Annotated in this window: 15 protein-coding genes; 10 read left to right on the top strand and 5 right to left on the bottom strand. The window is 69.0% G+C overall.

Annotated features, from left to right (window positions below; translation table 11 throughout):
- Positions 1-48 precede the first annotated feature (48 nt).
- The 9 genes from DAT35_RS43150 to DAT35_RS43110 all read left to right on the top strand — a co-directional run bounded on the left by DAT35_RS43150 (position 49) and on the right by DAT35_RS43110 (position 10,307).
- Positions 49-1,239, top strand: a complete 1,191-nt coding sequence (locus DAT35_RS43150; protein WP_108075156.1) for a cytochrome P450 — start codon at positions 49-51, stop codon at positions 1,237-1,239.
- Positions 1,240-1,455: 216 nt separating this feature from the next.
- Positions 1,456-2,289 (top strand): c-type cytochrome, encoded by an 834-nt coding sequence (locus DAT35_RS43145; RefSeq protein ID WP_199243169.1) that lies wholly within the window; start codon positions 1,456-1,458, stop codon positions 2,287-2,289.
- 16 nt (positions 2,290-2,305) lie between these two features.
- On the top strand, positions 2,306-2,965 hold the full coding sequence (locus DAT35_RS43140) for a respiratory nitrate reductase subunit gamma (protein ID WP_158502125.1): 660 nt from the start codon (positions 2,306-2,308) through the stop codon (positions 2,963-2,965).
- Positions 2,962-3,588, top strand: coding sequence for a cytochrome c3 family protein (locus tag DAT35_RS43135; protein WP_108075154.1), 627 nt, complete (start codon positions 2,962-2,964; stop codon positions 3,586-3,588). The genes DAT35_RS43140 and DAT35_RS43135 overlap by 4 nt, the downstream gene beginning before the upstream one ends.
- Before the next feature lie 12 nt (positions 3,589-3,600).
- The gene (locus tag DAT35_RS43130) at positions 3,601-6,582 is read left to right on the top strand and encodes a TAT-variant-translocated molybdopterin oxidoreductase (RefSeq protein ID WP_108075153.1); all 2,982 of its coding nucleotides are present in this window, start codon (positions 3,601-3,603) and stop codon (positions 6,580-6,582) included.
- On the top strand, positions 6,579-8,066 hold the full coding sequence (gene nrfD, locus DAT35_RS43125) for an NrfD/PsrC family molybdoenzyme membrane anchor subunit (RefSeq protein ID WP_108075152.1): 1,488 nt from the start codon (positions 6,579-6,581) through the stop codon (positions 8,064-8,066). The genes DAT35_RS43130 and nrfD overlap by 4 nt, the downstream gene beginning before the upstream one ends.
- Positions 8,063-8,575: a DUF3341 domain-containing protein gene (locus DAT35_RS43120; protein ID WP_108075151.1), complete on the top strand. Its 513-nt coding sequence runs from the start codon at positions 8,063-8,065 to the stop codon at positions 8,573-8,575. The genes nrfD and DAT35_RS43120 overlap by 4 nt, the downstream gene beginning before the upstream one ends.
- The gene (locus tag DAT35_RS43115) at positions 8,572-9,144 is read left to right on the top strand and encodes a cytochrome c (RefSeq protein ID WP_233262049.1); all 573 of its coding nucleotides are present in this window, start codon (positions 8,572-8,574) and stop codon (positions 9,142-9,144) included. The genes DAT35_RS43120 and DAT35_RS43115 overlap by 4 nt, the downstream gene beginning before the upstream one ends.
- On the top strand, positions 9,141-10,307 hold the full coding sequence (locus tag DAT35_RS43110; RefSeq protein ID WP_108075150.1) for a hypothetical protein: 1,167 nt from the start codon (positions 9,141-9,143) through the stop codon (positions 10,305-10,307). The genes DAT35_RS43115 and DAT35_RS43110 overlap by 4 nt, the downstream gene beginning before the upstream one ends.
- A gap of 94 nt (positions 10,308-10,401) precedes the next feature.
- Here the strand turns inward: DAT35_RS43110 and DAT35_RS43105 are convergent, their stop codons facing one another.
- From DAT35_RS43105 to DAT35_RS43095, 3 genes are read right to left on the bottom strand one after another with little or no spacing between them, the layout of a single operon-like run.
- On the bottom strand, positions 10,402-10,848 hold the full coding sequence (locus DAT35_RS43105; protein WP_108075292.1) for a GFA family protein: 447 nt from the start codon (positions 10,846-10,848) through the stop codon (positions 10,402-10,404).
- Positions 10,849-10,893: 45 nt separating this feature from the next.
- Entirely contained in the window at positions 10,894-11,994 is a 1,101-nt protein-coding gene (locus DAT35_RS43100) for a sterol desaturase family protein (protein ID WP_108075149.1), read from the bottom strand.
- Between the two features lie 48 nt (positions 11,995-12,042).
- Entirely contained in the window at positions 12,043-12,600 is a 558-nt protein-coding gene (locus DAT35_RS43095; protein WP_158502124.1) for a TIGR02265 family protein, read from the bottom strand.
- Positions 12,601-12,934: 334 nt separating this feature from the next.
- Between DAT35_RS43095 and DAT35_RS61380 the strand changes: the two genes are divergently transcribed.
- Positions 12,935-15,571 carry a kelch repeat-containing protein gene (locus DAT35_RS61380; protein WP_233262048.1) on the top strand — a complete coding sequence of 879 codons (2,637 nt, stop codon included), beginning with the start codon at positions 12,935-12,937 and terminating at the stop codon, positions 15,569-15,571.
- Positions 15,572-15,649: 78 nt separating this feature from the next.
- On the opposite strand, the gene DAT35_RS43080 is transcribed toward DAT35_RS61380, so the two are convergent.
- Both DAT35_RS43080 and DAT35_RS43075 read right to left on the bottom strand, forming a co-directional pair.
- On the bottom strand, positions 15,650-17,335 hold the full coding sequence (locus DAT35_RS43080; RefSeq protein WP_108075147.1) for a sigma-54-dependent Fis family transcriptional regulator: 1,686 nt from the start codon (positions 17,333-17,335) through the stop codon (positions 15,650-15,652).
- A complete protein-coding gene (locus DAT35_RS43075) occupies positions 17,332-20,667 on the bottom strand; it encodes a serine/threonine-protein kinase (protein ID WP_158502123.1) in 3,336 nt (1,111 codons plus the stop codon). Before DAT35_RS43075 ends, DAT35_RS43080 begins: the two co-directional genes overlap by 4 nt.
- Positions 20,668-20,765: the final 98 nt, after the last annotated feature.

The following is a 20,765-nucleotide window of genomic DNA, read 5'->3' as shown; positions in this document are numbered from 1 at the left end:
CAGGGCACCGCTCCCCGCGATTCCGAACGATGGAGGCCGTGAGCCGTGATGGACTTTCTCTCCGATGAGACGCGCCGCAATCCCTATCCCGTGTACGAGCACATGCGGAGCAGCGCTCCCGTGTTCCAGGCGCCGGGGCCCGGGATGTGGATGCTCTTCGACTACGAGGGCGTGAAGCGGGCGCTGACCGATCACGACACGTTCAGCTCCAGCGTGACGCCCCCGACCGGCAAGGCCCCCGACTGGCTCGTCTTCCTGGACCCGCCGCGCCACACGAAGCTGCGCGCCATCATCATGCGGGCCTTCACCCCGCGGGCCATCGCGGGCCTCGAGCCGCGCATCCGCGAACTGTCGCGCGAGCTCCTGGCCCCCACACTCGAGCGCGGGGAGATGGACCTGGTCGCGGACTACGCGGGCCCCCTGCCCACGATGGTGATCGCGGGGATGATCGGCATCCCCGTCGAGGACCGGCCGCGGTTCAATCGCTGGAGCGAGGTGATCGTGAACCTCAGCTACAGCATCTCGGGGGGCGAGGCGGCGGCCCGAGCGGTGAGGGAGCACGCCGTGGTGAAGGAGGAGATGCGCGCCTTCCTCTCGGGGTTGATCGAACAGCGGCGGGCGGCGCCCAGGGATGATCTGCTGACCCGGCTCGTCGAGGCCGAGGTGGACGGCGAGCGGCTGACCCAGGAGGAGATCCTCGGCTTCTTCCAGCTCCTCCTGTCGGCGGCCACCGAGACGACGACGAACCTGATCAACAACGCGATCCTGTGCTTCATCGAGAACCCGGAGCAGCTCGCACGGCTTCGGGCGCAGCCGGACCTCCTGCCTTCGGCGATCGAGGAGGTCCTGCGCTACCGCTCGCCGGGACAGGTGATGTTCCGTGAGACGAAGCGCGACGTCTCGATGCACGGCCAGGTCATTCCCGCCAGGAACTTCATCCTCGCGATGATCGGCTCCGCGAACCGGGATCCCAGACAGTTCCGCGACGCCGAGCGCTTCGACATCGCGCGCGATCCCAACCCGCACATCGCCTTCGGACACGGCATCCACTTCTGCCTGGGGGCGGCGCTCTCGCGGCTGGAGGCGCGGATTGCCCTGTCGGATCTCCTGGAGCGGGTGAAAGGCCTCGAGCTCGCGAGCAGCGAGCCATGGGCGCCGCGCAAGGCATTGCACGTGCTCGGCCCGGCCCGGCTGCCGATCCGCTTCGAGCCGGACAGGCGGGCCGTTGCTCCCGCCTGATTGAATCAAGAAGCCGCGCGGAGGCCCCGTTCAGGGGCTCGCGGCAAATGCTGCGTGCCTGGAGTGCGTGAGGCGCAAATGCTGCGCACCTGACACTTCGCGAGGAGGACTCCGTCTCTCGAAGCGGAGCCCGCCCGGCCGCTGGCCTTGTGGTTGCAGTGCGGCGCGTCCAGCCGGGCGATGGGCCCGGGCACCCAAGAGGAGGGGCACGCCGCGATGTGTACACACGTCCCTGGCCGACGCCGGATGCGAGCACTGGCCGTCGCCGCGCTGCCGATGTTGGCGTTGCTCGTCTCGCTGCCTGTGGCGGCGCAAGGGGTGCCCGAGGGCGCGCAGCTCTTCTCCCAGCGTTGCGCGAGCTGCCACACGGTGGGGCAGGGCGACCGGGTGGGCCCGGACCTGATGGGGGTGCTGACGCGCCGCGAGGAGTCCTGGGTCACCACGTTCCTGAAGAGCCCGGGCGCGATGATCGACAGCGGGGACCCGGTGGTCAGCGGGCTCCTGAAGAAGTTCAACGGCGTCCGGATGCCGGATCAGCAGCTCTCCGACGACGAGCGGAAGGGGCTGTTCGCCTTCTTCCGGGATTGCGCCGACAAGGGGAGCTGTCAGCCGGGAGCCACCGGGCCGAAACTGGCCTCGGACGCCTCGCCCGAGGAAATCGAGCTCGGCCGACAACTCTTCGAGGGACGGGTGGCGCTGGCCAACGGCGGCCCGGCCTGCATCGGCTGCCACAACGTGCGCGACATCGGCGTGGTGGGTGGCGGCACGCTGGCGAGAGATCTGACCTTCTCCTTCGCGCGGCTGGGCGAGCGGAAGATGACGCCCGCGCTCAAGGAGATGGCCTTTCCCTTGATGAAGGAGCTCTACGGGAAGGCGCCGCTGGTGGACGCGGAGCAGTACGCGCTCAAGGCGTACCTGGCGCAGGTCTCGCGAGATGGCACGCCGCCGCGCAAGGACCGGGACTTCTTCTACCTGGGCTTCGTGGGGTTGGGCGTCGCGCTGGGGTTCATCGGCATCGTCCTGGGCGGCCGAGGCCGCGCGAAGGACTGAGACAGCGAGGCAACACGTGAGCGACACGTTCCTCTACGATTCCCTTCCCTACGTGGTGCTGGTCCTCGCCGTGGGCGTGCCAGCCTGGCTGCGCTACCGTGAGCGGGTCTCCGCCTGGGTGATGCGCTGGGTGGCGCGCGAGGGCACCGGCTCGGCCGCCGTGTCCCTGGTGGTGGGCGCCCTCATCATGCTGCTCTGGCATGCGGCCTGTTTCCTCCTGCCGCACGCGGTGCAACTCTTCATCCGCTCGCCCGTGCGCCTCTTCTTCCTGGAGGCGGTGGGGCTCATCGGCGGGATGATGCTGGCCTGGGGCCTGGCGGCGAGCATCTCCCGCCGGCTGTCGAGCCGCGAGCCCGGCACTCGCGCGTGGCTGCCCTTCCAGGTGCTGCTGCTGGCCGAAGTGCTCAACGGCCTCTACATCGCCGTGGCGTACCGCTGGGCCTCCGCCTGGTACGTGAGCGTGGTGGTGCCATACCTGCGCTCGCTGGTGACGCTCCAGCCGGACGCGACACTCGTGGCCCAACTGCCGCTCACCGTGCGCATGCACCTCTTCGGCGTGCTCGCGCTGCTGCTCGCCTGGCCCATCACCCGCTGGCTGGCCTCGGCGGCGCCCACGCCCACCCTCGTGTCCTCCCGGGAGGAGTCCGCCAGCCAAGGCGGGATTGTCACCCCATGAGCATCTCGACCCGAGCCTCGCTGCTCTCCGGTGTGCTGGCCGCGCTCGCGATGGGCGGCTGTGACACCACGCCGGTGAACAACAACCAGAACTACATGCCCGAGCAGCCCATCGCGTTCTCGCACGCGGTGCACGCCGGCCACTATGAGATCGACTGCCAGTACTGCCACGTGGGCGCGGAGAAGAGCCGTCACGCGAGCATTCCCCACGCGGGGGTGTGCATGAATTGCCACACCCAGGTGAAGACAGACTCGCCGGAGATCCAGAAGCTCACCGAGGCGGTGAAGGCAAACAAGCCCATCGAGTGGGTGAGGGTGCACCGGTTGCCGGACCACGCGTATTTCAACCATGCGAGCCATGTCACCTCCGGGCTGGAGTGCCAGAAGTGCCACGGCCCGGTGCAGGAGATGGTGCGGCTGGAGCAGGTGGAGCCCATGACCATGGGTTGGTGTCTGGACTGCCACCGCCAGACGCAGGAGTCGCGACCCCAGGCCCCCGTGCCGCCGTTGGCATCCGGTGTGCTGATGGCATCCGCATCGGGAACGCCCAGGGCGACCGCGCCCGTCACTCCGGCGCCTCGCACCCTGAATCCTCCCACCGACTGCTCTGGCTGCCACCGCTGAGGAACGCGCACCATGTCCGAGACGACACCCAAGTACTGGCAGAGCCTGGCCGCGCGAGCCGGAGACCCGGCCCTGCTCGAGCGCTCCCGCGATGAGTTCGCCGAGGAGCTCCCCGTCGGAGTGGCGGCCCAGGCGCCGGATCAGAGTTCGCGCCGTGACTTCTTCAAGGTGATGGGCCTGAGCGCCGCGGCGGCCATGGTGGCCTGTCAGCGCGCCCCGGTGCAGAAGGCGGTGCCCTTCCTGGTGAAGCCGGACGAGCTCACCCCGGGCCTGGCGCTCTGGTACGCATCCACCTGCGGCGCGTGCAGCGCGAACTGCGGCGTGCTGCTGAAGACGCGCGACGGCCGCCCCATCAAGGTGGAGGGCAACGAGGAGCACCCGGTGTCCCGTGGCGGCGTGTGCGCCGTGGGCCAGGCGTCCGTGCTGTCTCTGTATGACGCCAGTCGCTCCCGCTGGCCGTCCGCCGGTGGTACCCGGGCCTCGTGGGCGGACCTGGACAAGGCGGTGTCCGAGGGACTGCGGAAGGTGGCGGGAGAGGGGAAGGCCCTCCGGCTCGTCCTCCCGTGGGTGCTGGGGCCCACCGCCGAGGCCGCCGTGGCGCGCTTCCTGGCAGCCTTTCCCTCGGCGCGGACGGTGCGCTTCGACGCCACCGGTGAGCTGGAGGCCATTGCCGAGGCGCATCGGCTCACGCATGGCGCTCGCGTGGTGCCGGACTACCGCTTCGACCAGGCGAAGGTCATTGCCAGCTTCGGCGCGGACTTCCTGGGCACGTGGGTGTCGCCGGTGGCCTTTACCCGCCAGTACACCGCGGCCCGCGATGCGGCGGGCAAGCGGGAGATGGCGCGGCACTGGCAGCTCGAGCCCCTGATGTCCCTGACGGGCGCGAGCGCCGACAAGCGCGTGCCAGTGGCGCCCTCGGACATGGTGCCGGCGCTGGCGGGGCTGGTGAATCGGTTGGCGGAGAAGGCCGGCCGAGCCGTGGACGGACTCGTGGGGGTGCCCCTGGCGCGGGTGCCCGCCGAGGTGCTGGACACGCTGGCGGGTGAGCTGTGGGCGGCGAAGGAGAAGGCCCTGGTGGTGTGTGGGGGTGACGACCCGGCCGCGCAGGTGCTGGCCAACGTGGCCAACGAGCTGCTCGGCAACGCGGGCACCACCGTTTCCGTCTCCGGAGGACTTGCCCTGGACGCGGGGGCGATGACTGTCGGCGAGCTGCTCACCGAGATGGAGGCGAAGCAGGTGGGTGCCGTCATCTTCCATGGCGTCAACCCGGTCTACGCACACCCGAAGGGCGAGGCGCTGGCGGGCCTGCTGAAGGACGTGGCGGTGACGGTGGCCACGAGCGATCGGCTCGACGAGACAGCCTCGCTGGTGCGCTTCCACGCGCCGGACCACACCCCGCTGGAGTCCTGGGGCGATGCCGAGCCCCGGCGCGGGGTGCTGAGCCTGCGTCAGCCTGTGGTGTCCCCGCTGCACGACACGCGCGGCGCGGTGGAGTCCCTGCTGAAGTGGGCCGGGGTGGAGCTGTCGTCGCACTACGACTTCCTGCGCGCCCGTTGGGAGGCCGAGGTCTTCCCTCGAGCGAACGTGGCCACGGGCTTCCAGTCCTTCTGGGACGAGGCGGTGCGCCAGGGCGTGGTGGTGGTGTTGCCGCAGCCGGCGGCCACCGAGGCACCCGCATTTCGCCCCGAGAGCGTGGCGGCGGTGCTGGCGGGCACGGCCGCGGCGGCGGGTGAGCTCGAACTGGTTTTGTATCAAAAGGTGGGCCTGAGAGACGGCGCGCTGGCCAACAACGGCTGGCTGCACGAGATGCCGGATCCGATCTCCAAGGCCACCTGGGGCAACTACCTCTGTGTGGCGCCTTCCACGGCCTCGAAGCTGGGCATCAGCGACGGGCAGGTGGTGGAGGTGCTCGCGGGAGGGAAGACGCTCGCGGTGCCGGCGCTGGTACAGCCGGGCACGCACCCGCGGGCGCTCGGCCTCGCGATGGGTTACGGCCGGACGAAGGTGGGGAATCTCGGGAACGAAGTGGGGGAGAACGCCTTCGGCCTGGCCTCTTTTACCAACGGAAGGGTGCGCCGTTCCGCGCTCGGGGCGCGGTTGCAGGTGACGCCCGGGCGCAAGCCGCTCGCCCTATCCCAGACACACGCGTCGATGGAGGGCCGCGCGCTCGTGCGCGAGGCGGAGCTGGCGGCGTTCCTCGCCAACCCGCGCGCGGGCAACGAAGAGGAGGGCGGACACGGCGGTGGCCACCCGCTCTCCATCTGGTCCGGCCACGAGTACAAGGGCCACCGGTGGGCGTTGGCGGTGGACCTCAGCGCATGCACGGGCTGTTCGGCGTGCGTGGTGTCCTGCCAGGCGGAGAACAACATCCCCATCGTGGGGGAGGACGAGGCGCGCCGGCAGCGGGAGATGCACTGGATGCGCATCGACCGCTACTACGAGGGCGAGCCGGACGCGCCCCGGGTGGTGCACCAGCCGATGATGTGCCAGCACTGCGAGAACGCCCCGTGCGAGACGGTGTGCCCGGTGCTCGCCACGGTGCACTCGAGCGAGGGCCTCAACCAACAGGTCTACAACCGCTGCGTGGGCACGCGGTACTGCGCGAACAACTGCCCCACGAAGGTCCGCCGCTTCAACTGGTTCGACTACAAGCACACCGAGCCGCTCAAGCGCATGGTGCTCAACCCGGACGTGGTGGTGCGCACGCGAGGCGTGATGGAGAAGTGCTCCCTGTGCGTGCAGCGCATCCAGGAGGGCAAGGCCGTGGCGAAGCGCGAGGGTCGCGAGCTGCGTGACGGTGACATTCGCACCGCCTGCCAGCAGAGCTGCCCGGCCCAGGCCATCCACTTCGGCGACGTGAACGACCCGAACAGCGACGTGGCGAAGCTGGCCCGGAGCGGGCGCGCCTACCGGCTGCTGGAAGACCTGAACATCGGACCGGCCGTGACGTACCTCGCGAAGATTCGCAACACTGGAAACGGGAGCGTGGAATGAGCAACCAGCACACTTCTCCCCTGCGGGTGCCGCTCGTCAGTGAGGAGCGCACCCTCGGCCAGCTCACCGAGGAGATCTGCGCTCCCATGGAGCGCAAGCCCTCCGGCAAATGGTGGGTGGCCTTTGCCCTGGCGGTGGCCACGCTCGCGGTGGGCGTGGGGATGGTCTCCTACGAGGTCGCCACCGGTATTGGCGTGTGGGGCCTCAACAAGACGATTGGCTGGGCCTTCGACATCACCAACTTCGTGTTCTGGGTGGGCATTGGCCACGCCGGCACGCTCATCTCGGCCATCCTCTTCCTCTTCCGGCAGAAGTGGCGCACGAGCATCAACCGCGCCGCCGAGGCGATGACACTCTTCGCCGTCATGTGCGCGGCGATCTTCCCGGTCATCCACATGGGCCGGCCGTGGAACGCCTTCTGGGTGCTGCCGTACCCCAACAGCCGGGGCACCCTGTGGGTGAACTTCCGCTCGCCGCTCTTGTGGGACGTGTTCGCCATCAGCACGTACTTCACGATCTCGGCGGTGTTCTGGTACTTCGGCCTCATTCCCGATCTGGCCACCGTGCGTGACAGGGCGAAGGGCCTGAAGAAGTCCATCTTCAAGGCGCTGTCGTTCGGGTGGAACGGCTCCTCGCGCACCTGGCACCGTTACGAGACGGTGTACCTGTTGCTCGCGGGCCTGGCGACGCCGCTGGTGCTCAGCGTGCACACCATCGTGTCGTTCGACTTCGCCACCTCGGTCATCCCTGGCTGGCACACCACCATCTTCCCGCCCTACTTCGTCGCGGGCGCGGTGTTCAGCGGCTTCGCCATGGTGCTGACGCTGATGATCATCACCCGCGAGGTGTTGGGCTTCCAGCACCTGATCACCCTGCGCCACCTGGAGAACATGACGAAGGTCATCATCGTCACGGGTGGCATCGTGTCGCTGGCCTACGGGACGGAGTTCTTCATCGCCTGGTACTCGGGCAACCCGTACGAGAAGTTCACGTTCATGAACCGCGCTTTCGGCCCGTACGCCTGGGCGTACTGGACGATGGTGACGTGCAACGTGGTGTCGCCGCACCTGTTCTGGTTCAAGAAGGTGCGCACGTCGCCAGCGGCCATCTTCGTGCTGTCACTGGTCATCAACGTGGGCATGTGGTTCGAGCGCTTCGTCATCATCGTGACGTCGCTGCACCGGGACTTCCTGCCCTCGAGCTGGTCCATGTACACGCCCACGGTGGTCGAGGTGGGAACCTTCGTGGGCACCTTCGGCCTCTTCTTCACGCTGTTCCTGCTGTTCACCCGGGTGCTGCCCATCATCTCCATTGGCGAGGTGAAGAGCGTGGCGGCCTTTGCCCGCGGAAGTCACGCTCCGGCGCATGGCCATCACCCGGCCCACGGCTCCGAGACTTCGCACGAGCACCCGGCCGGGGAGCCGGTGCCCATGCCCGCTCCGGCCCTGGCGCCCGTGGCGGTGCGAAAGGACATGCCCGTATGAGCCAGTCCGTCCTGCTCAGCTATTTCGACAGCGAGGAGCACGTCCTCGATGCCACGCGGGCCGCCCGCGAGGCCGGGTACGCGGTGCACGACGTCTACACCCCGTATGCGATCCACGGCATGGACGAGGCCATGGGGTTGAAGTCCTCGCGCCTCACCTGGGTGTGCTTCGCGGCGGGGCTCCTGGGTGCCACGTCGGCCCTGTCGCTCGAGTACTACACATCCGTGGTGAGCTGGCCGCTCAACGTGGGCGGCAAGCCCTTCAATTCCTTTCCAGCCTTCATCCCCGTGGCCTTCGAGCTCACCGTGCTGTTCGCGGGCCTCTTCACCGTGGCGGCCTTCCTGGTGCGCTCGAAGAGCTTCCCTGGCAGCAAGCGGGAGGCGCTACCCCGAGCGACGGATGACCGCTTCGTGCTGGCCCTGCGCGCGGACGAGTCGGATGCGACGGTGAAGGAGTTGCTCCAGCGCCACGGCGCGCTGGAGGTGGAGCAGATGGAGGTGGCGTCGTGAAAAGGCTCCTCGTCGTGACCGGCGTGCTCGTCGCGGCCCCGCAGCTGGGCTGCGAGCGGGACGTGTCCCAGCCCAACCTTGAGTACGCGCCGGACATGTACGGTTCCGTGCCGTACGACAGCTTCGCGCCCAATCCCAACACGCGCGACGGCAAGACGCTGATGGCGCCTGCTCAGGGCAGCATCCCCCGGGGGTACTCGCCGCTGCACTACGGCCCGGGTCCCCAGGAAGCCTCCCGCGCCGCCGTGGATTTGAAGAACCCCTTCGAGGCCTCCGAGCCGGTGCTGGCGCGAGGGAAGGTGGCCTTCAATCGTTATTGCTCGCACTGCCATGGCTCGGGCGGGCTCGGGGATGGGCTGGTGGCCGCGCGCTTCCCCCGGCCTCCCTCCCTGCTGGCCGAGCACGCCCAGGGCCTCGCCGACGGCCAACTCTTCCACATCATCACCCACGGGCAGGGGCTGATGCCGGCCCACGGCTCGCAGGTGGCCCAGGAGGACCGCTGGAAGATCGTCCACTACATCCGGTCGCTGCAGTCTCCGGCGCGGACCGCGCAAAAGGGTACGCCATGAGCTCCTCGGGAATCGTCGTTGGTCCCCAACTCCGTCGAGCCAGTCTGGCCGTGGCGGCGCTCGGCCTGCTCGGGTTGGGCTCGGGCCTGGTCCTGGCGCCCACCCGGGGCTTCTCCAGTCTGCTGACCAACGGCTTCTTCTTCCTCACACTTGCGCTGGGCGGCGCGGTGTTCCTCGCGCTCAACGCGGTGGCCAACGCGGGCTGGTACACCGTCTTCAAGCGCATCCCAGAGGCCTTCGCCTCCTACGTGCCGGTGGGCTCGGTGTTCCTGCTCCTGGTGCTCGCGGGTCTGCCCTCGCTGTATCTGTGGGCCCGTCCCGGGGTGATGGAGGCGGACCACCTGCTGCACCAGAAGGCCGCCTTCCTCAATGCTCCGGGCTTCGCCATCCGCATGGCGCTGATGCTGGGCCTCTGGATCTTCTTCACCTGGCGGTTGCGGAAGAACTCGCTCGCCCAGGACGCGGAGACTTCGGCCGAGCCCACGCGGCGCAACGTGGCCACCTCCGCGCTCTTCCTGGTGCTGTTCGCGCTGTCGTTCTGCCTGGCCAGCTTCGACTGGCTGATGAGCCTGGAGCCGCACTGGTTCAGCACCATCTATGGGCTCTACAACATCGCGGGCATGTTGGAGTCGAGCGTGGCCGCGATCACCGTGGCCGTCATCGTGATGCAGCGCTCGGGGCGGATGAAGGAGCTCAACACCAGCCATCTGCACGACCTGGGCAAGCTGATGTTTGGCTTCGCCACGCTGTGGGCCTACCTGTGGTTCTCGCAATTCCTGCTCATCTGGTACGCCAACATCCCGGAGGAGACCGTCTACTTCATCCACCGGATGCACCACGGCTGGAGGGCGCCGTTCTTCATCAACGTCGTGCTCAACTGGGCGCTGCCCTTCGTGCTGCTGCTGCCGAAGCCGGCCAAGCGCAACCCGTCGTACCTGTGCTTCGTCGCCGGCATCATGCTGACGGGCCGGTGGCTGGACCTGCACCTGATGATCGCCCCGGCCAACATGCCCGAGTACACCGGCATCGGCGTGTGGGACGTGGCGGGACTGCTGGGTCTGGGGGCGCTGTTCGTACTCACGGTCACGCGGACGATGGACTCCGTGCCGCTGATTCCCCGCCACGATCCGTACCTGGTGGAGAGCCTGCACCACCACACCTGAGCTTCATGGATGCGCCCTCTCTCCGCGTGGGGCGGGGAGAGGTTGGCCGAGGTCACCGCTCCTCCGGTGGCCTCGGCCGTTGTCTTTTCAAGTCCTACAGCAGGCGAGTGTCCTTCGGCGGCTGATCGAAACGATCATGCCGGCCATCGGCGTATTTGATCGGTGCCGCCGCGAGCTCGTCAGGATCGACGTCGTCAAGCGACGCAACGGCGACGAAGTAGAACTTGCCTCCCATGGATTCGTGCTCCCCCCACCCGAAGGTGCGGACGCCGCACGTTTTGCAGAATTGGTGGTGCAGGAGGGGGCCGGGCCGGCCCGGGGGCGTCCACCGGTAGTCAGTATGCGCATCAGCTCCGGCGATCAGGCGCAAGCGCTCGGGCTTCACGAACGTGAACCATGTGCGTGCCTTGGTGCAATGGGAGCAATTGCACTTGTTGGTGCCCTCGCTGAGATCGATGTCCGCCTGGAAGCGGACGGCACCGCAATGACAGCTTCCTGAGTAGGTCCTCAACGCCACAGTGGGCTCTCCTATCCTGGCCATGATGTGCACGCCGCCCTCCATGGACGGGGCCGTCAGGCCGTCAATCTAGAGCGCCACGATGACGAGCGGTGCCGCCGCGAGCCTCACCGCCTCCACCAGCGGTGCCCAGCGTTTACCTTCCAGCACTCCGCCCAATCCCCCCATCGAGAGGATGAACCAGCCCCCGAACGCGAGCCGTACGGGCTGGGACAGCGAGGAGCTCCGGACCAGGAACAGCACCGTGACGAGCAACGTCAGCACGCCCACCGTGCCCACGTAGAGTGCCACCCGGCGCGAGGTGCGCACGTCGAACCTGGGGCGCTCCGGCGCGACCTCCGCCGTCGGCGCGTCCACTCCCGGCGGGTACCACTCGGGGGGCCTGAACCAGAGCTCGAGCTTGTTCCACAGCCGCGGGGTCTTCCACGACAGGGCCGCGAGCTCACGAAAGGGAGCCAGCGCCGCCGAGAGCGGGTTGAACGTGCGCACCGGCTTGACCGTGCCGTAGGTGACTCGTTCCGCCTCGGGTTCGAACGTGCCGAACAGTCGATCCCAGATGATCAGGATGCCGCCGTGGTTCTTGTCCAGGTAGCGGCCGTTGCATGCATGGTGCACGCGGTGGTGCGAGGGCGTGACGAGCACCCACTCGAGAGGCCCGAGCCTGCCGATCAGCTCGGTGTGCACCCAGAACTGGTAGAGCGTGTTGAGCGCCGCCGCCGTGGCGAACATGGCCGGCGGAAAGCCCAGGAAGGCGAGCGGCAGGTAGAAGACGCGCGAGAAGAGCGGTTGCACCGGCCCCTGCCGGAGCGCCACGGCCAGGTTGTAGTCCTCGCTCTGATGGTGCGGCGCGTGTGCCGCCCACGTCAGGTTCATGCGGTGCGAGGCGCGGTGGAACCAGTAGTAACAGAAGTCGACGCCGAGCATCAGCACCACCCAGGCCAGCGCCGAGGAGGTGGAGATGTCGAGCAGCCGGTACTGGTAGAGGGTCACATAGGCGCCAGCGAGCAGCCCCACGGCCACCGTGCCGAAGACCGTCTGTGCCGCCCCCAGTGCGAGGTTCGCGAAGACATCCGGGCCTCGGAACACGCGCCGGCCCTGGAGGCGCCCACACAGCCACTCGACTCCCATCAGCAGGAAGAAGAGGGGGATGGACAGCGTGATGAGACTCATCCCTCGAGTCTGTCACGGTTCATCCGGACGCGCTCCGCCTTCACGGCCTCACGCCCAGGAGAACTCGCACTGGCTGTCGAGCCGCCCCGTCTGCCGGCCGTTCACCCTCACCCGGTTCGCGCCCGCCATCTCGAGCAGCAGTTCCACCAGCCCCGAGTGGAACGCGTGAGGCATGAACTCGCGCTTGAGGAGGAGCCGGCCACTCGTCGGTCCCGTCCACTCGACCGACTGCGTTCCGTAGTTCACCCACGATTTGTAGGCCGCCGGCAGGCTGTTCATCAGCCGCTTCGGATCCTTCCGCGCCAGCGTCAGCATCATCTTGCCCGCCGGCGACGCCAGGAAGTCCATGCCCGCGTGCCGGCCGAAATGCCGCAGCACCTGCTCGGAGCTGCCGCACCGCGTCAGCAGCAGCGGCATCGCCGTGGAGACCATCCGCAGCTGCATGCTGATGGAGTAGCTGAAGACGTCCACGAACCGCTCCTGCCCGCTGGCCTCGCGGCAATGCCTCGCCACGTCCTCGCCACCCAGCGAGCGGATGGCCTCCAGCGTCCCGTTCAAGAGAGACCCGCGAGCCGTGTCCTGGGGTCCGACATGGACCAACCTCATCTCACAATCGTGTTTCCAGTCGTACGACACCGCACTCCACGTTGATGCCTGGCTCTCCATGACGACCCCCGCGCGAGCGACATGAATGACAACAGCACACACATTCAGCCGTACCTCATGGCTTATACGGCGCTCGGTCGTGCATCGCTGTGAAGCGGCTCACACGCGGCCCCACGGATTCCGCTCCGCGTCTGGTGCCGTGTGGCGTCACGGTGTTTTTGCGCTGTTTCCATATTTTGGCTTGGAAAGGCATACATCTCGTTTTTTAATGGGATTGGCCGGCTGCCTGTCCGGAGGGGGGCGAGGAGCGGCCGGCGAAGAGAGAGGACCACGCATGAAGACGAGAGTGAAGGGCTGGAGCTCGAGTCGCACGGGAGTGTCGCTGGCGCTGCTGGCGCTCGCGGCCTGCAGTGAGGTGCGCACCGAGGATCCGGCAGCACAGGCGCCGCGAGCCGCGGCGCCCATCCGCGAGACGTCCGGCGACGTGCGCAACGAGGAGCCGGCAGCACAGGCGCCGCGAGCCGAGGAGCCCATCCGCGAGACGTCCGAGCAGGTGGTGACGCCCACCGCGAGCACCAGTCTCAAGGCGGAGCTGAAGTGGGCGTGGACGGGCAGCTCGGTGTTGCCGACGTACAAGCAGGTGATGATGACGCCGGTGGTGGTGGACGTGAACGGGGACCGCATCCCGGACATCGTCTTCAGCACCTTCGACGGCGACTTCTACAACGAGACCTACAACAACGGTGGTGACGGCAACAGCAATGGCGTGCTGCGGGCCGTCAGCGGCAAGGATGGGCACGAGCTGTGGGCCGTGGCGGACCCAGCGTACCGGGTGAAGCCCGCGGCCAGCATCGCCGCCGGTGACATCGATGGCGATGGCAAGGTGGAGATCTGCGGCATCCCCGAGAACGGCCGCGGCATCATCTGCTTCGAGAACGACGGCACCTTCAAGTTCCGCTCGGCTCCGGCCGCGTATGACTACAACGAGTGGGGTGGCCCCTCGCTGGCGGACCTGGAGGGCGACGGGACGGTGGAGATCCTCGACGGCAACCGCGTCTACAGCAACACCGGCGCGCTGAAGTGGGTGGGCTCGGATGGCATGGGTGGGGCCCAGTACACCGGCCCCATCTCGTTCGCGGCGGACATCGACCAGGACGGCACGCTCGAGGTCATCAACGGCCGCTCCGTCTACAAAGCTGATGGCACTCTCAAGTGCGCCAACACGGAGATTCCCCAGGGCTTCGCGGGCGTGGCCAACTTCGATGAGGATGCGGCCGGCGAGATCGTCGTGGCGGGCTATGGCAAGGTGAGCCTGCTCGACGACAACTGCCAGCTGCTGTGGACCCGCGACGTCCACTACACCGACCCCGGGCAGCCCTTCCCCACGCAGCGGGGCCATGGGGGTCCGCCGAACATCGCGGACTTCGATGGCGATGGGCAGCTGGAGATCGGCCTCGCCGGTGATTGGAACTACACCGTCTACGCCGCCGACGGCTCCGTGAAGTGGACCACCTCCATCCAGGAGTACAGCTCCGGCAAGACGACCTCCACCACCTTCGACTTCGAGGGCGATGGCAGGCCCGAGGTCATCTACGCCGACGAGCTCTGGCTGCGCGTGCTCGATGGGGTCTCGGGCGCGGTGCTCTGGCAGACCCGTCACAGCTCGGGCACCACGCACGAGATGCCGCTCGTCGTGGACGTGGACGCCGATGGCAGCGCGGAGATCATCGTGGTGGAGAACAACCACTCGGCCCCGGGCTTCAACGGCATCCGCGTGTTCGGCGACAGCACCGGCGAGTGGGTGGGCACGCGTGGCATCTGGAACCAGCACGCCTACTCCATCACCAACGTCAACGACGACGGCACCATCCCCGCGCACCCGGCGACCAACTGGCTCACTCCGGGGCTCAACAACTTCCGCTCCAACGCTCCGGGCGTCCGCGCTCCTGTCTGCCGCGTGAAGGGCACCTGGGAGAACACCGGCAGCCTGGCGCTGCCTCGCATGCTGCACACGGCCGCGCTGCTGCAGGACGGCCGCGTGCTGGTGGCCGGCGGCTTCAACACCACTTCCGAGCTGTATGACGCCTCCACGGGCACCTGGACTCGCACCGGTGACACGCTGGCCTCGCACCGCTACCACACGATGACGCTGTTGCCCGACGGGCGAGTGCTCATCACGGGCGGTGGGCAGTGCCCCATCACGCTCGCCACCGCCGAGCTGTACTACCCGTCCCTGGGCAGCTGGAGGGCCACTGGCAGCCTCGTGGTGTTCCGCACGCACCACGCGGCCACGCTGCTGCCCAACGGCAAGGTGCTCATCACGGGCGGCGAGGACACCTCTGGCGTCGCGCTGTCCTCGGTGGAGCTGTACGACCCGGCCACGGGCACCTTCTCGCTCATCGGCAACATGGGCTCGGCCCGCCGTGACCACACGGCCACGCTGCTGCCCAACGGCAAGGTGCTGGTCGCGGGTGGCAGTGATGACGCCAGCTACACCCTGAGCACGGCGGAGCTGTATGACCCGGCGGGCAACACCTGGACGTCGGTGGGCGGTCTGGGCACGCCGCGCCGCTTCCACACGGCCACGCTGCTGCCCAATGGCAAGGTGCTGGTCGCGGGCGGTGGGAGCTGGGATATCGCCAGCAGCTCCTCGGCGGAGCTGTATGACCCGGCCACGGGCACCTGGAAGGCCACCGGCAGCATGGGCACGCCGCGCCGCTACCACACGGCCACGTTGCTGCCCAACGGCCGCGTGCTGGCGGCCGCCGGTTACCACGAGGCCACCGGCATCCTGAAGGCCGCCGAGCTGTATGACCCGGCGACCGGGACCTGGTGCCCCGCGGGCAGCCTGAACGTGGATCGCTACGGTCAGACGGCCACGCTGCTCGAGGATGGCCGCGTGCTGGCCACCGCCGGCGTCAGCAACACCAACCAGTCCTCCGCCGAGCTGTTCAGCATCGGCGGCAAGTAGTCGCTGTTTGTTGGAGCCGGGGCCCCGGGCTGGTGGTGGATGCTCCGCCACGCCCGGGGCCTCTTCTTTCGAGGGGATTCAACCCTCGTCCTCGGCGGCCTCGGACTCGATGTCCTTGATGAGCTTGTAGAGGTACTTGGGGTTGACGCCCAGCCGGCGGGCCGCCTCGGCATGGCTGCCGCTGGTGTCGAGCGCCTGTTGGACCAGCCGCTGGCGATAGACGCGGACCGCCTCCTTGATGCCCCGGGGCGCGGAGGCCGGACGCAGGGTTCCGGCGAGCTCCGGAGGCAGCGCGTCCAGTCCAATGCGCTCCGAGTCGCTCAGCACCACCGCGCGCTCGAGCACGTTGCGCAGCTCGCGCACGTTGCCCGGCCAGGACCAGGACTCCAGCGCGGCCAGTGCGGCCGGGTGCAGCCTTCGCACGGGCAGGCCCTGCTCGGCGACCAGGTGGGGGATGAGTGCCTCGGCGATGAGCCCGATGTCCTCCTCGCGCTCTCGCAGCGGTGGCACCTCCAGCCTCACCACGTCCAGGCGGAAGAGGAGATCCTCGCGGAAGCGCCCGGCACGTACCTCGGCGTGGAGATCCCTGTGCGTCGCGGCCACGAGTCGCACGTCGGCACGGCGCGACTCGGTGGAGCCCACCCGCATGAAGGTGCCTCCCTCGAGCAGGCGCAGGAGCTTCACCTGGACGGGCAATGGCAGCTCGCCCACTTCATCGAGGAAGAAGGTGCCTCCGTCCGCGGCCTCGAAGCTGCCGGGTCGCGCCCGCTCGGCCCCGGTGAAGGCTCCCCGCTCGTGACCGAACAGCTCGCTCTCCACCAGCCCCGGCGAGATGGCTCCGCAGTTGATGGCCACGAAGGGACCGGAGGCCCGGCGCGAGTGCTCATGCAGTGCCCGCGCCACCAGCTCCTTGCCCGTTCCCGTCTCGCCCAGGATGAGCACGGGCGAGTGGGTGGGGGCCACTTTCACCAGCAGCTCCAGCAACTCCAGCATCGCGTCGCTCTCGCCCACCAGCGCCTCGAGCTTGCGGCCCGTACGCAGTCGCGCGCCGCGTTCCCGTCGCTTCTCTCGCGCACGGGCGAGCGCTACGTCGCGCTCCAGCAGGGGGCCCAGGGCTCTCGCGAAGGCCTCGGCGCGCTCGCGGGCGTCCGGGCCGAAGGCTCCCGCGGTGCTCGGGTGATCCAGGTACAGCACTCCGAAAGGTCCGGCGCGGCCCGCCAGCGGCACCACCAGCACCGCGCGCAGGGCGAGCGCCATCACGCTGGGGGCCTCGGCGAAGCGGGCATCGGCCCGGGCGTCCTCGAGCAGCAGGGGACTGCCCGTCTCGAGGGCGGCGTCGAGGATGGTGCGGGACAGCTGCCCTTCCGGACCGCTGGGGTGCAGCTCCGTGAAGCCCTGGTGGGCCGCGAAGCGCAGCGCTCCGCCTCTGCCGCGCAGGCCCACGAAGCCCCGCCGCGCTCCGGTGAGCTCCATCAGCGCGCCCAGCGCCACCTCCAGCGAGGTGCCCAGCGGCGCGGCCGACACGCGCTCCAGCGAGCGCAGCACCGGGCTCCTCGACTCCTCCGGCGGTGGTGGAGGCCGGGGCGGTGGGGCCGCGGCCAGCCGCGAGGCCTCCTGTTCGATTCGCACCAGGGCTCCGAAGTGCTTGAGGGCCCAGGCCCGCAGGCGCTCCCGGTCCACCGCTTCCGCGCTGGTGAGGGACTCGAGCTCCACGAAGGCCCGCAGCGCTTCACGCACCTGCTCGACGAGGGGTGGGGCACTCATGCCGCCTCCTTCCGGTTCAGCGCCTCGAGCAGCTCCTCGGCGCGCTGGATGCGCTCCTCCATGTCTCGTGACAGGCAGCGGCCGATGAGGGTGCGCAGATCCTCGGGCACGCTGGAGGGCAGGGGAGCGGGCGTCGTGTTGTGGATGCGGTAGACGAGCTCCAGCTCGTGTGTGCCGAGGAAGGGCCTGTGGCCGGACAGCAGCTCGTAGAGCACCACGCCGAGGCTCCACAGGTCACTGCGTCCATCCACCGGCCGGCCCACGCACTGCTCGGGGCTCATGTACGCGAGCGTCCCCACCGCGGCCCCATGGCGGGTGACGGTCTTGAAGACGATGCTGCGCACCAGTCCGAGGTCCGTGAGCACCGCCCCCCGCGAGCCGAGGAGGATGTTCTCGGGTTTCACGTCACGGTGCACCACGCCCGCGCCGTGCAGGGCGGCGAGCGCGGAGGCCACATCGCGCGCGAGGGTGCGCACCTCGTCCGCCGTGAGCGTGCCACGCGCTCCGAGGTGCGAGCGCAGGGAAGGGCCGTCCACGAGCTGCATGGCGAGGAAACCCCGGCCGTCCTCGAGGGTGCCTGCCTCCAGGATGTGCACCAGGTTCGGGTGGGCCATCTGCATGCCGGCACGTGCCTCGCGGAAGAAGCGGTCGCGCACCTCGGGGTAGCTCATGGCCTCGGCGTCGAACAGCTTGAGGGCTGCTTCGCCGTGAGGCCCCCGGGCTCGCCAGACGGTGGCCGCGGCGCCCGACCCCAGCCGCTCCAGCAGGACGTAGGGTCCGGCATACCGGCGTGCGCGGCGCCGCTGGTTCCAGGTCTGGAGGAGTCCCGTGCCCAGTGCTGGCACCATCGCGCAGGGCCCGAGCAGGAGGACGCCGGGAGGATCCCAGCGCACCAGTGGCCCGAGCAGCAGGAGGAAGCTGGTGGCGAACGCAGGAAGCATCACCCGGTGCTGCCCGGGCAGGAGCCGTCTCCCCAACCACCCCAGCGCGAGGAATCCGAGGAGCAGGGCCAGGCCCTCGCGAGCCACGTTGGCCAGGCGCATCGAGTTGGCCATCCACAGCGCGGCGAGACGTCCCTCATATGCGGGCCCCTCCACGTTCTGCACGCGCACGGTGCTGCCCGCCCCGACTCCCGTGAGGGTGCGTCGCTCTCCCGTGGGGAAGCGCACCTCCAGGGTGTAGCGCGCCGTGGGATCCGGGAGTCCCACCCGTGCCTTTCCGCCGTGGGCGCGGGCCGTGGCCACCGGTGGACCGCCCGACTCCGGGCGCAACAGCACCCAGGCCCCCTCGGCGCGCCTGTCACTGCGGCTGGTGCTCACGTCCACCCGCACCGCGCGGCCGGCATTCGCCGTGGCCAGCAGCAGGCCCCGTTCCGGTGTGTACACATCGGGTGCTCCGTCCCCATTGGCGTCGAACACCGCGGGCTGGGACAGCGGGCCGGTGATGTCGGTGATGCGCTCGAAGCCCTGCTCGCCTCCGAGGTACACCTCGCCGCCCTGCGTCATCCGGGCTCCCAGACGAAGCTCCGCCTGGATGACGTCGGGATGGCCGTCGAGGTTGAGGTCCACCACCAGCCCCGCGGGGGCCGCGGGGTGCGGCCAGGGCTCGCAGCCACCGCTGGCCGTGGGCGGGCAGGTGACGAAGGGAAAGGCTCGCTCGGGGTTGTGCAGGCGTTGGGCGGACGCCTCGGGTCTTCCGTCCCGGTCGAGGTCCGTCCACGCTCCTCCCTCGGCGACGAGGGGCAGGGGGAGCACCTGGAAGTGTCCCGGCTCGTCCTGGCGCAGCAGCAGGGGCGGATCGCGCCAGCGCAGGGCGAAGCCATCGGCATCTCCGTCCCCGTCGGCGTCATCCCACAGCACCTGTTCCGTCCTGGTTGGAGTGGGAGCCTCGGGCCCGAGGGTGAACTGGCCCGCCCCATCATTGATGTAGAAGGAGTGCCGCTCCTGGACGACGTGCAGGTCCAGGTCTCCATCCCCCTCCATGTCCACGAGCGCCACGCTGGCGTTGGTCATGGGAATCGCCCAGGTGCGCTCGAAGCGCCCGGCGGAGAAGCGCCACACCTCGACCGTGCCCGCCTGGGTGGCCGCCGCCAGATCCAGGTCTCCGTCTCCGTCGATGTCCCCCAGGACGAAGCGTCCGTTCCAGAGCTGGATCGGCCGGGGCAGCTCGCTCTCGAGCGGGACGAATTGGCCGGCGCCGTTGTTGCGGAAGCCCACCATCGAGGCGTTTCCCGTGCCCTCGCCGCCCTCGGGGGTGAGCGCGAGCAGGTCCTCGTCTCCATCCCCGTCGAAGTCCGCGGCCTCGATGTGCAGCAGGCCCTTGGGGAGTGTGCCGGGAGGCGTCTCCGCGAAGGTGGGCACCTGCCGGGCCGTGGAGCGGTAGATGCCATCGTGAGCCAGGACCCAGACGTCGCCATCGGACTCGGCGATGGCGCGTGGCTCGAAGCGCAGTCCGCTGGCCACCGGTACCCATCGCTCGCGCTCGATGCGGAAGACGGTGCCCCTGCTCGCGCCCCACCGGCCGTCCTCGTCCATCACGATGTTGCCCAGGACGAAGGGACCTTCGATGGAATGCCAGTGGTTGTCTTCGAAGCGGTAGAGGCGGCCCTCACGGCTTCCCAGTCCGCTGGCGTAGAAATAGAGCGCCTTGTTGCCGTCCAGCGGCGGCAGGAGCTCCCACCGCTCGCCCGTCCATCGCCAGAGCCTTCCTCCGGCGTACTCCACCACCCATCCCCGGCCCCGAGCGTCGAAGCGCACCTGGCCGCAGTAGTAGGTGTTGGCCCCGGCCCCTGGTGTCCACTCGGCGAAGGACGGCTGGTGCACCCATGCCCCGTCCCTCCAGCGCCACATCCGGGCGTGCTGGCCACAGGCCCAGCCGTCTCCATCCGGTAGCAAGGTATAGCTGCCCACCTGGAGGTACTCGCTGTCATCCAGCCGCTCACGAGGCGTGGGCATGGGCTCGCTGCCCTCGGCCGTCACCCGCAGCAGGTTGGGCGCGAAGCCATTCAGGGGGTGATTGAAGCCGAAGTACACCTCACCCGCGCGACGCGAGGACAGCGACAGCTCGGTGGCGAAGGGGCCCTCGTAGGCCACGCGCCAGGAGCCACCCGGTGGGCGGTGGTAGAGGCGCGAGCGCCCGGCGGTGGTCGAGTCTCCAGACACCGCCACCCAGAGCCCTCCTCCCGGGTCCACGTGCATGGCCGGCACGTTTCCTCCCACCTCGTCGAGGGGGAGCTCCCGGTAGAAGCGCCAGGTGCCGGCGGTCGCGGCCGGGGGAGGGCTCTCGCGGCTCTCGCGGTCACACCCGGCGGCCAGCACGAGCAGCGGCAACACGCACGGCAGCACACGCCAGACCGGTGAACACGGAGGTTTGGACGAGAACATCGGACCCGGGAATGTATGCGTCGCGCGGGCCTGATGGGGAGAGCGCC

The organism is Vitiosangium sp. GDMCC 1.1324 (assembly GCF_003044305.1).
Taxonomy (GTDB): Bacteria; Myxococcota; Myxococcia; order Myxococcales; family Myxococcaceae; genus Archangium.
Note: the sequence above shows the minus strand (reverse complement) of the source record. Positions and strands in the feature narration are given on the sequence as shown.

Coding starts and splice junctions, on each gene's coding strand:
- DAT35_RS43110 (WP_108075150.1), top strand. CDS start 9,141: ATGAGCTCCTCGGGAATCGTCGTTGGTCCCCAACTCCGTCGAGCCAGT.
- nrfD (WP_108075152.1), top strand. CDS start 6,579: ATGAGCAACCAGCACACTTCTCCCCTGCGGGTGCCGCTCGTCAGTGAG.
- DAT35_RS43080 (WP_108075147.1), bottom strand. CDS start 17,335: ATGAGTGCCCCACCCCTCGTCGAGCAGGTGCGTGAAGCGCTGCGGGCC.
- DAT35_RS43135 (WP_108075154.1), top strand. CDS start 2,962: ATGAGCATCTCGACCCGAGCCTCGCTGCTCTCCGGTGTGCTGGCCGCG.
- DAT35_RS43145 (WP_199243169.1), top strand. CDS start 1,456: ATGTGTACACACGTCCCTGGCCGACGCCGGATGCGAGCACTGGCCGTC.
- DAT35_RS43150 (WP_108075156.1), top strand. CDS start 49: ATGGACTTTCTCTCCGATGAGACGCGCCGCAATCCCTATCCCGTGTAC.
- DAT35_RS61380 (WP_233262048.1), top strand. CDS start 12,935: ATGAAGACGAGAGTGAAGGGCTGGAGCTCGAGTCGCACGGGAGTGTCG.
- DAT35_RS43105 (WP_108075292.1), bottom strand. CDS start 10,848: ATGGCCAGGATAGGAGAGCCCACTGTGGCGTTGAGGACCTACTCAGGA.
- DAT35_RS43095 (WP_158502124.1), bottom strand. CDS start 12,600: ATGAGGTTGGTCCATGTCGGACCCCAGGACACGGCTCGCGGGTCTCTC.
- DAT35_RS43130 (WP_108075153.1), top strand. CDS start 3,601: ATGTCCGAGACGACACCCAAGTACTGGCAGAGCCTGGCCGCGCGAGCC.
- DAT35_RS43120 (WP_108075151.1), top strand. CDS start 8,063: ATGAGCCAGTCCGTCCTGCTCAGCTATTTCGACAGCGAGGAGCACGTC.
- DAT35_RS43100 (WP_108075149.1), bottom strand. CDS start 11,994: ATGAGTCTCATCACGCTGTCCATCCCCCTCTTCTTCCTGCTGATGGGA.